The sequence below is a fragment of the Gammaproteobacteria bacterium genome (genome assembly GCA_013697705.1).
In the GTDB taxonomy this organism is placed as follows: Bacteria; Pseudomonadota; Gammaproteobacteria; order UBA6002; family UBA6002; genus UBA6002.
This window is the reverse complement of the sequence record JACCWJ010000021.1, coordinates 223465-237955: the sequence shown is the minus strand read 5'-3', so window position 1 is coordinate 237955 and position 14491 is coordinate 223465. Positions and strand designations below refer to the sequence as shown.

General features: G+C 37.7%; 8 protein-coding genes. 3 read left to right on the top strand and 5 right to left on the bottom strand.

The annotated features are described in order from the left end of the window. Window positions 1–1782: hypothetical protein (locus H0U71_04645; GenBank protein ID MBA2654342.1), on the top strand; the 1782-nt coding region annotated here is incomplete at its 5' end. A gap of 14 nt (window positions 1783–1796) precedes the next feature. On the opposite strand, the gene H0U71_04640 is transcribed toward H0U71_04645, so the two are convergent. Further along, window positions 1797–2972, bottom strand: a complete 1176-nt coding sequence (locus tag H0U71_04640) for a hypothetical protein (GenBank protein MBA2654341.1) — start codon at window positions 2970–2972, stop codon at window positions 1797–1799. Window positions 2973–3203: 231 nt separating this feature from the next. Beyond that, complete coding sequence (locus tag H0U71_04635; protein ID MBA2654340.1) at window positions 3204–4454, bottom strand: hypothetical protein; 1251 nt, start codon at window positions 4452–4454, stop codon at window positions 3204–3206. 193 nt (window positions 4455–4647) lie between these two features. Between H0U71_04635 and H0U71_04630 the strand changes: the two genes are divergently transcribed. Then, window positions 4648–8601, top strand: a complete 3954-nt coding sequence (locus H0U71_04630) for a hypothetical protein (GenBank protein ID MBA2654339.1) — start codon at window positions 4648–4650, stop codon at window positions 8599–8601. A gap of 26 nt (window positions 8602–8627) precedes the next feature. On the opposite strand, the gene H0U71_04625 is transcribed toward H0U71_04630, so the two are convergent. The 3 genes from H0U71_04625 to rlmD are packed head-to-tail and all read right to left on the bottom strand — an operon-like array spanning window position 8628 to window position 13135. Further along, window positions 8628–9584, bottom strand: coding sequence for a hydrolase (locus H0U71_04625; GenBank protein ID MBA2654338.1), 957 nt, complete (start codon window positions 9582–9584; stop codon window positions 8628–8630). Window positions 9585–9603: 19 nt separating this feature from the next. Next, complete coding sequence (gene relA / locus H0U71_04620) at window positions 9604–11817, bottom strand: GTP diphosphokinase (GenBank protein ID MBA2654337.1); 2214 nt, start codon at window positions 11815–11817, stop codon at window positions 9604–9606. Between the two features lie 7 nt (window positions 11818–11824). Then, window positions 11825–13135, bottom strand: a complete 1311-nt coding sequence (rlmD, locus tag H0U71_04615) for a 23S rRNA (uracil(1939)-C(5))-methyltransferase RlmD (protein ID MBA2654336.1) — start codon at window positions 13133–13135, stop codon at window positions 11825–11827. A 235-nt stretch (window positions 13136–13370) separates the two neighbouring features. On the opposite strand from rlmD, the gene H0U71_04610 reads away from it, so the two are divergent. Further along, entirely contained in the window at window positions 13371–14477 is a 1107-nt protein-coding gene (locus H0U71_04610) for a tryptophan/tyrosine permease (protein ID MBA2654335.1), read from the top strand. Window positions 14478–14491: the final 14 nt, after the last annotated feature.

Here is a 14491-nt window from a genome sequence, read left to right as displayed (position 1 = left end):
CTTAGCGGTAAGACTTTATTAGTTTTTTGTGTGAGTCACCCCAAAAATATTTTGGATGACATTAATCACAACCCATACTTAGCAAAAAAATTATGGTCTTATATTACTCTACAAAACCATGCATTATGGGGTGACAATTCAAATATCACTCTCCTGCGTAATTCCAATTTATTAGGAGCACAAGACACTCTTAGGAGACAATTTGAAAATAATATCAGTGGCTTAATAGACCAGCTCATCTCCCAGGCACAACCGTTAACAGGATATTTCATTTATTCTTTAATTGAACAATGTGGCTTTTTTGCTTCAGTCAGCGAAAAGAAGCTCGAGGAGATAGTTGATTTTCAAAAACTAGAGAGTATAGCCGAGGCCTGTCCAGATAGAGACTTGCCATATTGGTTTTACTGTTATTATGCAAAATATTTTCCCGACAATGTTAAAGTGCAACTTTCATGGCTAGAGAAAGCGCTCAAAAATGGTTCTACCAAAGCTTGGGATTTCATTATAGGGAAGAACGCAGCAGCTTTATCTCCAGCATTTACCGAGATATATCAAAAAAATATACAGCATGCTAATTCAATATTTTATAAATTCGGTTGGTTCCTTGCTTTTTCCAAACCAAATTTAATTAATGCAAACCATATTCATAGCCTATTAGACGTGTCCTTTGAATTGTATACCTCTTTGGGTGAGCAAAAAAGGCGCCGGGGTTCAGCAGAAATTTCTCAGTCAAGCCAAGCTATCTCTCTCCTTATGTATAAAGAATTTATCCAGGTGAAACGTGGTAAGCAACCTAACACCAATTTTTATGCCAATCATTTTTTCACGTTTAGTGATGAGCTTTTCTCTATTCCGCAGTTTTTTGAATCCGCAAAGAGCGAATTAAAACATTATTATTCTCGGGTCTGTGAGTATTATGAAAAAAATAAAACTCCTGAACTTGCACTTAAATTAGCTGAGTTGTGGCCAGCATTCGATGGGAATGACCTAACAAGGCTATTTAACCTTCTTGTTTATGCTGCCCAATCTGAAAATAAAGAAGCACTTACTCTCTTGGAGACACTGAAATCTGATCGTGAATATGCAGCTGAGAGCATGGTTTGTGTAGCCCTCTTTAAAGTTTACAGAGCACAAAAAAATAATAAGTTGGCTCTACAGTGTTTATTTGAAGGATGTGAAAGAAAATACAATTCTGAGGCGATTGAGGCAATGAGAGATTATGCCAAAGAGACCAAAAATATCAACTTATTATATAAAGCTTACGGTTACTGGCCTCAAAAAAACCCAGCTCGCCCTATGCATCGTGACTGGGAAGTTATACGTATGCTGGAGTCATTCACTGCTATCCCAATCGATAAAATTCAGGCTGAAATGTCTGGAATCCAATTTTTCCATGGTCAAAAGAAGAGTGCCCTGCAACGATTACAGAGTAGTTTGAAGGAATTAACAGACGGCATGAAAAAAGAGATTAGAGATAATCGCTTAATGGAGAGCCCATATAAAAGAATATTAACGGCAATTGAAGCATGGGAAAATGAAAGTGTAGCAGGTAAAACAAATACAGAGGTGATTGCTACCCCAAGCTTTGAGTTAATCAAAGGCATGCGCTTTTTAGGCAGCAAACCAAAATCGGCTGATTCTACTGTGTCTATTTCTCAATTTATCGAAAATTTCAAAACCGAGCTAAGAACGAAGGAGGCAGAATTTTCACATGATGAGAAAAACATTCATACTCAGGTTGATAATAACGACAATAACAATAACAACATACCCAGATTTTAGAATTATGTTAACTGCTATAGGGCTAACGAAGCGTTGTTTTCTTCCTCAGCAACCTCAGGTATAGTAAAAAAGTTTTCAATCTTTTTAGCCAGCATAATCATCTCTGCTGTAGAACGAGGATTATGTTTTGTTTTTCTAGTGAAGGTAAAGACCTCCTCCGCTAAATTCGCTATCAGCTGTTCACTATCAGGACTTTCTTTGGTGGCAAGCAGCTGATTTTTTAATTCTTCAGGAATCTCTGACACATCTAACAACAACAAATCACCCATTTTTATCGTTGTACAGATATGCTTCTTAATACGCTCTTGGAATGATTTAGTTTCATCTGGACAATGCAGAATAAGAAAATCTTCTCGCCTGTTCCCTACTATGGATATGGTTTTATCGCTTAATTTGAATATAATTTCATTTATGATTTCTTGCTTTGAATTTGCGCTTTTTTCGACGCCCCGTTTGGATAATGCTATTTTTCTTCTTACATCACTATTAAATTTTTGCTCTATCAATATAGGAGCATCCTCATAAGCTGCAGGTATCCCTCTTAAACTACCTTGCTCAAAGACCACAAATTTACTCACAACTTGGAGTTTCGCGCCTTTATAAAAGGCTCCAAATTGTTTAGCATCTTTCGCCGAAGAAGTAACCATTAAAGTAAAATTTTTGTTATCACTACAATTATTATTGTTATTGTTAATGTTGTTGTTAAATCGGTAAATGGATTTCATGCAATCTGTCTGCAATTTTTGTTTAATTGAATTAATACAATGAGCCTGGAATACACGCCTAAAATTTATCAATTCCTCACCCACAATCGGCTTGATTTCAAATTTATCTCGACTCTGTTCATCTTTCTGATAAACATATTCCCCATACTGTTCAGCAGTATCTGATGCAAAAGCCATTGTGTAATTTTGAGCGTCTTTCTCACTCAAAAACTTTAATAAAATTCTTTCTTCGAATAAGAACTGGTCTACAGGTAAAATTTTTCCGTGACTCGTATCGCTTACCCCTGGACCTATCTTTTGCTGGTTCCCCTGATCATCATCTTCTCGCGACCTTTTAAGGCTAATGTTGCTACCACCGGAAGAATCACTCTGAAGTCGCATCAGGATATTTATAGTACTATCATTAACCTTATTATGTTGCGCATCTGCAGAGGCAGTGTTTGTCTCTTTATTGTTTTCTTGCATGATTAAATCCTCAAGGAAAGCAGGTTATTTATAAAAATTCATTCTCTGCAAATCAACCAATTTACAGCTGGAGAGTAATATTTCATGGGGTGAACATACAATCACTTTAATTAGTGCTGCCCACAAAATTTTGTTCATTTTATAGTTCCGACTTGTGTGGGCTGCCTCTTTACCGTCGTACCAGGAAGTATTTCCTCGCCCCCCGCAAGAGTGTATTAGCTAGCAAGAACGTTATTTTTTTCCTAACCCTAGCTGGGGAGTATCTTGATTAGAAAGTTCCCGTTCTTTAAAAAAATTTTCAATCTTTTTAATCATTTCGATAATCGCAGGTCTAGTGACACCAGGTTTGTTATGCATATTTATGGTTGATATTATTGTACTCTTGGAGTCTAAAAATAGGTTCGCACTATCTTGATCTCGAGGTAATGTCAGCAATTTATTTTTAAAAATCTGGTCATTAATAGTTGATAAATCGAGAAATAAAAACATTTTTGCTCTCACAACCGGACAGATTTTATGATTATTTATACTCCGAGTGAGCATTTCAATGTCAAGATTACATTTTAGAACGAGAATTTCTCCTGATAAATTTTCCGCTACCAATAAAGTGTTTTGCTCGAGGTAATTGATAATGCCTTTCTTAAGTGATTCACTTGTCAGCTTGACATTCTTCTGGTTTAAAGCAATAAGGTTTTTCTGTGCTTCTTTTGCAGCAGTTAATTTGGTGTAAGTAATAGAATCGAGAATTTCATATGCGGTTGGGAAATCATCTACACAACCTGCTTCAAATTCCACATATTTACTTCTCTGGCTAGCACCCACTAAGCTCTTTTCGTAACTGCTCATAAATTGCTTTGCAAATTTTGCTAGCGTGAATTCTATTAAGATATAACTTTTGCAATTGCTGTTATTGTTATTGTTATTGTTATTGTTATTGTTATTGTTATTGTTATTGTTATTGTTATTGTTATTGTTATCTAGTTTATTAAAGCCATAGATATCTACCATACAATTTGCTCTAAATTTTCGATGAAATATACCTTTACAATGAGTTCTAAAAGCATTTTTAAAATTTTTAAATTCGGCGTTGCTTATTTCCTTTACCTTTTTTTCCTGCACTCCCGGGTCGCTTAAAACATATTCTCCATACTGCTCAGTAGTTTTGGACGCACAATCTGATTTGTATTTAATTGCGCAAGCTTCATTTGAGAATTTCAGTATCATCCTTCCATCATATGAAAACGTGCCTATGGGTAGAGCAGCTGTAGCCCTATTGTTTATGCTTGGACCCATCTTTCGGCTGTTTTCCTCAGTATTTGAATCTTCTTCTCGGGGTCTTTTGGGCTGATTATTGCCATCTCGAATGGTTGGGGCAGGGGCAGGTTGAAGTTGGCTCAGAATTGTTTGAGTCGAATTATGGATCGGAGTTTTATCTATCGCCTTATCACGAGAGTCAGCCCCGGATTCATTATGGTCTTGCATCGTTAAGTCCTCAAATAAGAAAGTGGTCCGAAAAATAGTATTTTAAATGACCCATTAATCTATCAAAAAAACATTAAGGTTTTATGAGGGTTTTGTGTATATATGAGTCGAATATTATCATAAGAATCCCACAATACTTTGATAATGGTGGGTAGCTATAATACAAGTATATTTAGTATATACAGGGCTAAAAATGCCATTAGAATACGATACAACTCATCCAAAACAACTCTACCAAACGTTTATTGGCGACGTATTGTCCAATTTTAATCGATTTAAGAATTTATTGGTCAACTTATCATCGCTCCAAATACAGGTACATCAGGCTACTGCTATAGTGGGACAGATAGCCTTAGCAACTGACTTTAACCAGGCAAACATCCTTGCAATTCTGATCACGCTAAAAAGCTATATAGCCAAAGAAGATCCTAAGTCACCTTTAATAGAAGTATTAGATTTAGCAAAAACACTGTTGCCGGCTTTTATCACGGATAACCAACAAAGATACAGCGCCGTGGTGTCTATTGATGAAAATACAGATGCATTACTTGATGCAATAGATAATCTAGGTTTCTATGAAACAATATATAGCGATGGAAAAAAATTCACTTATAATCAAGAAAAGCTAAAGCCTAGCGAAAAAATATGGAAAATCAGTAACGCCAACGATGCTAATAAATTTGTAGGCAACTATGTTTATTTCAGGCCTTGTAATTTGGTTGAAGACACCTACAGAGAAACTTCAAGGGTAGAAGACAGCAATGATATTGTTGAGAACCATATTGCGCTAAATAGCAAAAAGATATTAGTTAAACCCCTAAGAAAAATTAATGATCACCGAAAACTGAACGGTCTTGTTTTACGTAAATTATTTGATGCAGCGGAAAGTATTACTTTCAAAATTGTCAATTATGCGAGGTGGAAATCATACCCTAGAAAAGGGCGGGATTTTGCTCGCGAAGTAGTAATATATACCAAGCCAAGCTACTCATTTGCAATAATTAATTCTGTAACACAAGTAATTATTCAAGCTTTAGCCCAAATATTTGCTGATGTTAGGGTATCAGAAGCGACTGAAAAAGACGTTGAGAAAGTAGGTGCACAGGAAGAGTCTAAAACAGAGCGCGATAATAAAATCGTAAAAGAGGCCTCAAAAGCAGAAGCTGAAAATATAATTCAGATAGAAGATAACAAGCCCTCTCAGCAGGTGGTTGTAAAGGAAACGACTACTTTGCCTCTTGAAGTAGTTGAGGAATACTACAAGCAATTGATCATTGAGCCTTTTAAATCTATATTGCCCGCAGGCCTTCTTCCTAACGCAATGGTTGAAAAGCGAGTGAATGCCATCCTTCTGCAAATAGCTGGCAATTATTTCGAAAAAGATCAAATTTTAGGAATTTTATCGGCAATCCAATCGACCTATAACCAGGACTTACTCAAATTCCGAGACCCAACTCTCGTTACTATTTTAGAGAAGGTTAATGCAAAGTTGCCTCAAATTCTGGAAAACCCCAGAAATTCGGAAGTATTTCCCGTAAATGAAAATATAGATAAATTGCTTGAGAAAATGAAGGCTCTTCAGGTTAATGAGGCCCTCTATTGTGATGGAGAGCATTTTAGTTACAATCCCAAAAAACTAGCTAATCAAGAAAAAATTTGGAAAATTCATTATCCACCGGACGCTAACAAAAACACGGGGGGCTATATTTATTTTAGTCCTTGTAAATTTGACCCACTGACTAAAATGTATGCTCTGCATAATAATGAAATTATTGGTCCCAAATGTCATGTTTCATTAAGTAAAGGTGATAGACAAAACACTGAAACGGAATATAAAAAAATATTCGAAATCATCTTACCTATATTGTTTAGCGCAGAAGAAGCTGTAACATTTAAAATTCTTGATAATACACAATGGCGCGTTGCCTCCCAGGCGAGCAATGAATACGGTAAAGAAGCCGTCATTTATCAAGTCGATGATCATCACGCCTCCTTACTGAAATCTTTAGGTAACGCTTTAACGGATAAGCATATAACCGCCCCCGATCATCTTAATACTAGCGAATATCAACATCAAGATTACCCCTATTTTTACTGGCGAAATGATAGAGATGTAACAGGCCAATACTATGTAAATACCTCTGTTATAAAAGAAATAGAAAGAAATGGATTAGTGATCCCCTTAGCATATAAAGCGAATCCTACGCAGCAACCAGTTCCCGCTATATTTTCCGTGCGCGAACCTGCTAAAGTTGAGGGTAAAAAACCACTACCAGCTTCAGTTAATAAGTCAGCATTTGGTCAGGGATTCTCAATTAGAGCCATTGAAAGTTTTGATATATGTGCCGAATTGATTAAGAATGACTTGTCAAATTATGCAAACAATAACATTATTAAGTTATTATTCCCTATACCTCCTAATTCTTTAGCAAAGAACTTGAGTAGCTCTCTCATTGAGGCTTCGAAAATAATTGCCCATTCACTCTCTATCATAGTAAGCAATTATCCCGCGTATTTGGCTAAGCAAGGAATTAATGATTTTAATTTCGCACATAACAATCTCGATCAAAAATATCATGTTATGGCACTATACATAGTCGCTATTTACAAAGCATCTATGATAGCTGATAAGTCAGAGAGGATAACTGCATTAGAAAATGCCAAAAAAAGTTTCCTCCTTAATATAATTCCCGCTTATTTCAGCAATCCGCAGCGTTTGCCAGTAATTAGCGAGAGTGATGCTGCAATTTTATATGAACAATATGAAGCGAATGTTCGAGGCGAAAATAATCAGCCCATTCCATCAGAACCTAAGCATCCGCCTTCACCAAAAAATGTGCACTTGGAAAAAATGGTCGCGAAGCTCGACGAAATTTTCCGGGGCAAAATTCCTAAGGAATTGAAACTTCTCGTTGAGACCCTGTTTCTAAAACTTAAGTCGTTAAATCAGACTGATGTTGCAATCGATGATTTTAATGAGCTGGTGAAATCAGAACTGGTAATGTTCTATAAAAAATATGTAGAAACTTGCATACAAAAATCTTATACCCCCCAAAATATGGATTTATTAAATGCTGCTGCAAACACATTCACTCGCTATCCCGACTTCTTTCCGGTTGATCCTAAATTTATTTTAGCCGAACTTTCTCGGGAAGACCTAATTACGGCTTTATTATTAGAAACTAAAAATATCGTAAATGATAAAGCATTCTGGCAAAAAAAACGCTCCCCTACTGGTCTTGGGCAAATGAGGGACAGGGGCATTCATGTGTCTACCGATATTCAGGCCAATACTGACGCCCTCTCTAGGATGGTGGCCATAGCAAACCAGCGTCTTAATAAAAAGGCGGTTTTTAATCGCCACACGCATACGCATGATTTCTATAAGTTGCTTGCAAAAATTGGGCCTGAGCTGTCTTTAGTGAAAAACTCAGCAGATCTCGCTAATATTTTAGCTGAGTTACGTGAGTTTGATTCGCGTAAAAAAGTTTCAGAGTTCCTTCCTATAGATGAGGTTGAACTAATTGAGGGTTCTGCATTTTATAAATCTGCTCACGACCTTTTTGACGAATTTTATCAACCAGAAAGAATCTATGAATATATTTATCCTGAATTAAAAGAAGAATTATCACCATCGCATCGATATCAGAATTTTATTAATGCCTTAAGAAAAGCACACCCTTTTTTAAATCAAGCGCAATCCCACGCCATATTTCAGGCTTTCGATCAAAAGTTTATAAGTCAACCTCACCCAGTAAAGGATGTTCAACCGTATATAGATGAAATAAGATCAAGAATTTTAGGTTTAGCGGGAAAGGTGAACACTTTTTTTTCTCGAGGTGGAGAATCATATAACATAAAAAATGCTGCAAAAATGGATGAAGTGGATATTGCTTTCAAACTACCCTTTCATGCATACCAAATGTTAATGAGGATAGATAGTCTCAAGAGTACCGCAAACGCTGCATTTTTAAACAGCTTAATTGATAATGCTAAAAAGGCATCGGCTAGTAGACCATTAGGATTTTTCAGAAAGGATGATGCAGATGATTTTTATAAATGGTTGAGTAATATTGAAAAACCTCTTATCGATTCAGATGTTGCTCCTAATGTAGATGCCGACAACGATTTGCCTCCCAAAATATAGCTTGGTTCCCCTTTTGAATTGAAGAATTATATATATTCTTGAATAAATCTAGGAATCCGTTCCTCTAACCAATATTTGGAACGACCAGGGATGCTTCCTGAAATAAAGCCCACATGCCCACCGGATTCAGTTAACTCCAAAGTGATATCTTTAGAAATTTCCTCAACCTTAGGAATGGCATCAGGCGTCATGAAAGGATCATCTTTAGCATGGATAATAAGGGTGGGTATGGCTATCGCTTTTAGGTATTGCCGCGAGCTAGCCGTTTTATAATAATGATCAACATTAATAAAGCCATGCAAGGGGGCAGTGACCTTATCATCAAATTCCCAAAAAGTGCGCAACTTTTTCAAATTTCCCAGATCAATGACTGACGGTTTGTCTTTAAATTTCTCAATAATATCTTGTTTTAATTGGCGCAATAACCACCATTGATAAAATCGTGATATCCCCGAACGCATTCGATTCGCGACCTTGTTTAATTCAAATGGGACAGATACAGCAATCGCGCAAGTAACTGCCGCGGTTTTTCCTTCTTCACCCAACCACTTTAATAATACATTGCCCCCTAATGAAAATCCGATCACCGATAACTTAGCATTGGGAAAACGTCGCATTATTTCATTAATAACCCATTTCAAATCTTCTGTCTCGCCAGAATGGTAACTACGCGGCAGACGGTTATGTTCGTGGCTACAACCCCGAAAATGCATAAAAACGCCTTGCCACTGGAATGTTGCAATGACTTTCAAAATACCTTGTGCATAAGGAGAATTAACTGAACCCCCTAGACCATGTAGTACCAACACAATATGGTCACTATTGCTGCCCATCCAGTCGAGGTCTAAAAAATCACCATCAGGTAATTCGAGTCTTTCACGACGTAGCGGAAGATTAATTTTTCGCCTAGAAAGAACTGGCCAGATAGTTTGCAGATGAGAATTCGCTAACCACCACGCGGATCTAAAAACATTTGTTTTCACATCTCTTGAGTGCGATCGATCAGTCACGCTGCACACTTATCACACCCTGCAACTGTGAAATGCGTGCCAATAATCGGCTGAGTGGATTCAAACTGTCTACCTCAATAGTTAGATGGATCATAGCGGTATTATTGGTACGATTATGCGTGATATTAATAGCTGCAATCGGAATATGTTCGTTGGCCAATAACGCGGTGATATGTTGCACAAGGTCATCCCGCTCGTAGCTGAGCACATTCAAATCGACAGGGTAACGCTTATCACTACCGCCCCCCCATTTAACTTCGATTTTGCGATCTGGAAATAGAGTTGATCTCTCCACTAAATTTTGACAATCTTGACGGTGTATAGAAATTCCTCTACCCATGGTGATATAGCCAATAATTTGATCACCGGGAACAGGTTTGCAACACTTGGCTAAATAGGTTAATAAATTTTCCACGCCTTCAAAAACAATATCAGCATCTGAAACTTGTGATTTGATTTTTGAAACATCAGCAAAAGTAGGAATGAATTTTTCTGTCTCTTTGGGGGTATCGGTCATCATTTGCGCGGCGAGCATGACATTATGTATTCTTAAATCACCGCGCCCCAGTGCAACTAACATTTCTTCTTTAGATTTTTGATGCAATTTATCGGATAGCTCCTCATAAGAAACATCTCTAATCCCAAGGCGCTTTAATTCTCGCTCGAGAAGATCATGACCTTCGGCGTGATGCCGATCGTAATCTTGTTTTCTAAACCAATTCAAAACTTTCGCTCTGGCGCGGGCGGTTTTTAAATAACCCAAGTGGGGATTCAACCAGTCACGACTGGGGTGACCTTGTTTTGCCGTTAAGATGTCAACTTTTTCCCCCGACTTTAATGAATAGGTAAGCGGAACAATGGAACCGTTAATTTTCGCACCGCGACATCGGTGGCCTAATTCAGTATGAATATGATAGGCAAAATCTAAAGGTGTAGAACCGCCAGGTAGCTCTATGACATCACCATTGGGCGTAAACACATATAATCTGTCTTCAAAAATATTTGAAAAAATTTCTTGGCTTTCTTTTTGAGTTTCGGTGATTTCTTTTTGCCACCCCATAACTTGACGCAACCACGCGATTTTTGTTTCATAACTCGTTTTACTGGTAGAACCTTCTTTATAAATCCAGTGTGCAGCAACACCCAATTCAGCTTCTCGATGCATGTCAAAAGTACGAATCTGAATCTCTATATATTTATCGTTAGGACCTATCACCGCCGTGTGGATGGAACGATAACCATTCGGTTTAGGATGAATAATATAATCATCAAATTCTTTTGGAATGTGTTCCCACAAAGAATGAACTATCCCTAATGTCGAATAACAATCCTCAATGTTTGATACTAAAATGCGAAAAGCAATCGCATCATAAATTTCATCCAAGGTCACATGTTTGCGCTGCATTTTTCGAAAGATACTGTAAATGTGCTTCGCGCGTCCTGTAACATCACAATCGCTAATTTCTGCTTTCTGCAACTCATCTTTCAGTGTGTTGATTAATGATACAACATAGTCTTCACGATCAACTCTGCGTTCCTTTAAACCTTTAGATAAAAGATGATACTCCTCTGGCTCGAGATAACGGAAAGCAAGATCTTCAAGCTGCCATTTTAAATGTCCAATTCCCAAACGGTTTGCGAGTGGCGCATAAATATCCATAGTTTCTTTCGCAATTCGTTTCATTTCAACTTCGGAAAAAGCCAACATATTTCTAAGGATACAAAGACGCTCAGCAAGTTTGAGTAACACCACGCGAACATCATCCACCATGGCCAGCATCATTTTACGCAGATTATCGATAGTAGAAGCGAGGTGAGTTCCTTGTGTTAGTTTTCCATGTAGTGAATGCACTGCATCCATTTGACGCGTGCCTCTAATCAACTTCGTGACTTCCTTACCGAGATGCTCTTCAACATCTTCTAAAGTTAGATCAGCGTTTTGTACCGAGCTATACACCATGGCAGCCGCTAACGTGTCATCATCCAGATTTAAATCTGCCAAAATCTCGGCCATCGCTAGGCCTTGGTGTAAACACGATTCACCATTCGGCGTTAGATGATCTTCTCCAGCAAGCTTTGCTAAAAAACTCGCTTCTCGCAATAAATTTTCATCAGATTTCTGACGTTCCATAACGAGGTTGTACAACCATGCCTCTATATTAATGGCACCCCTGTCTGTATAAACTAATTTAGATTGTCGTCTCATAGACGCCTCATTTTCGTGTGAATAATGCTATAGATTCAACATGGCTGGTGTGGGGAAACATATCCAATACGCCAACGGAATCCAACATAAAACCGTTCTGACAAAGATGAGCGGCATCGCGTGATAAAGTGGCTGGATTACAAGAAATATAAAGCACCTTTTTAGTATTACTATGGGGTATTTTTTGAATGATTTCCCATGCTCCAATGCGCGGCGGATCGAGTAAAATAGCATCAAAATTTTGCATCCAACTATCAGAATCATTTTGCTCAGCCAAATTACGGCAATGAAATTCAACATTGGTAATCGCGTTATGCAACGCATTTTCATAACCCCGCTCTACCATAAGTTGACTCCCTTCTACCCCTACTACTTTTTTATAAAAACGGGAACAAGGAAGTGTGAAATTTCCAATCCCACAAAATAAATCCAATAAGGTCTCATCTTGATTAGGTTTTAACAAAGCAATTGCTTGTTGAATTAATTTTTTATTTATCTCACTGTTCACTTGAGTGAAGTCAGTGGGATGAAATAGCATTTCTAATTGATAATCTTCCAATAGATAACGCAATCGAGGGTGCGTATTTTGAGGATAAAATAAATAAGCTGACTCTGGCCCTTTTGGTTGCAGATAAATTTGAAAATTATTTACCGTCGCAAATTTTTGCATGGTCTCTTGGTCCTTTACGTTGAAAGGTTCCATATGGCGAATAATAATTGCAGTGCTGTCCCCTCCGACAGCGACTTCTAATTGTGGTATATGTAAGTAAGCTTCTAGCGATAATATGAAATCACGCAGTAGTGGAATGTTTTGCCCAATGCTAGGGTGCAATACAGAACAAGCCTCAATATCTGCTAAATAACGGCCATTTCTTTCGCGAAAACCAATCAATAATTTTTCTTTTTTGAATACATAGCGCACCCCCAGACGCGCTTTACGACGGTATCCATATTCATTGGCAAATACCGGGGGTAGTATTTCTTTGGGGGTGACCTTCCCAATATGCAACAATTGCTCAATCAATACGGACTCTTTGTGTATTATTTGACTCGAATTATCCATATGCTGAAGACTACACCCGCCACAGATAGTAAAAAAATCACAGGCTGGTTTTTTTCGGCCTGGGGCTGGCGAAAGAATGTTTACGATTTTAGCTTCATCCCATGAGGCTTTCCGTTTGAGATACTCAATTTCAAGTTCCTCACCTTTTAAAGCCCCTTCTACAAAGGTTGCTTTACCGGAAAGATACCCAATTCCTCTCCCATCGTGACTCAAACTATTTATGGTAATTATTGGTGGTGATTTCTTGTCCAAAATTTTATCTCACGAAAAATTGCATAATTTTTTAAAGCATAATATCATAAAAAAATGAATAAAAGATTGAATGCCCCAAAACGCTCATCTTCTTCTTTAAATAATTTTAAAGACGTTTTTCTTTGCCCCTTCTATACCTGCTATTTTAACTATTTTGCCCCCTAGGGCATATTATTTATCGACCAACATTACCGAATTCTTTTCTCAACTAAACAGATAAATGCTGATAGAGGCTTTTATGAATAGCAGATTTATTGGTGCGATTTTTTTAATTTTAGGGACTTGCATTGGCGGCAGTATGCTCGCATTGCCGATGGCTACAGCTCAAGAAGGTGTCACGCGAACCATCATTATTATGTTAGGTGCTTGGGCAATGATGATGATAGGGGCGTTCGCACTTCTGCGAGTGAATTTAAAACTTCCTGAGAACAGTAATTTAATCTCTATGTCCAAGGAAACGCTAGGTAAAACGGGAGCGGTAATCACTTGGGTGATCACCTTAGCGCTTCTGTATACGCTTTTAGCCGCCTATATTTCAAGTGGGGAAGATTTACTGGGCATCCTATTTGAACAATTTAAGATACAAACGCCCATGTGGTTAAATGCTGTATTGTTTACCGTTTGTCTTGGATTTATTGTTTATAAAGGAATCCGATTAGTAGATTATGTAAACCGCGGCTTGATGAGCAGTAAATTATTGATATGTATAATTTTAATTTTGCTACTGATTCCATTTACCGCCATTCCAAATTTATCTTTTCGACATTTGCAAGGCAATGGCTCAGCAATCACCTGTATTACAGCGTTTGGTTATGCCTGTATTATCCCTTCAATTCGTAGCTACTTAAGCAGCGACACAAAAAAGCTGTACTGGGCAATTTTTTTAGGCGGACTCATCCCCTTAATTTTTTATCTTGCCTGGATTTTCGTAGTTCAAGCCACTATTCCCACCGCCACTGACTTAAGTGCGATGTATTCCAATACTCACCCTTTAAAGGCAATGGTACTCGCCTTGGCTAACCACGTGAATAATAGGGGAATTAATATTTTAACTAATCTATTCACTTCACTTTGTGTGTTAACTTCCTTTTTAGGGGTGGCCTTGAGTTTGGCAGATTTTCTTGCTGACGGCATGAGATTAAAAAAACAAACCAACAACCTTTTGATCGTTGGTCTGGCATTAGCACCGCCCTTAGCAATTGTCTTGTTGTGGCCTGCTATCTTTTTAAGAGCATTAAATTATGCGGGGATATTATGCCTGGCACTCTTATTTGTTATACCCTTGCTGATGCTGCTCTCAACAATGGTGCAAAAGCATAAATGGTCAGAGATAATTATGGAGTAAGAGCAACTGGATCC

Coding starts and splice junctions, on each gene's coding strand:
- H0U71_04635 (MBA2654340.1), bottom strand. CDS start 4,454: ATGCAAGACCATAATGAATCCGGGGCTGACTCTCGTGATAAGGCGATA.
- relA (MBA2654337.1), bottom strand. CDS start 11,817: ATGAGACGACAATCTAAATTAGTTTATACAGACAGGGGTGCCATTAAT.
- H0U71_04630 (MBA2654339.1), top strand. CDS start 4,648: ATGCCATTAGAATACGATACAACTCATCCAAAACAACTCTACCAAACG.
- H0U71_04610 (MBA2654335.1), top strand. CDS start 13,371: ATGAATAGCAGATTTATTGGTGCGATTTTTTTAATTTTAGGGACTTGC.
- H0U71_04640 (MBA2654341.1), bottom strand. CDS start 2,972: ATGCAAGAAAACAATAAAGAGACAAACACTGCCTCTGCAGATGCGCAA.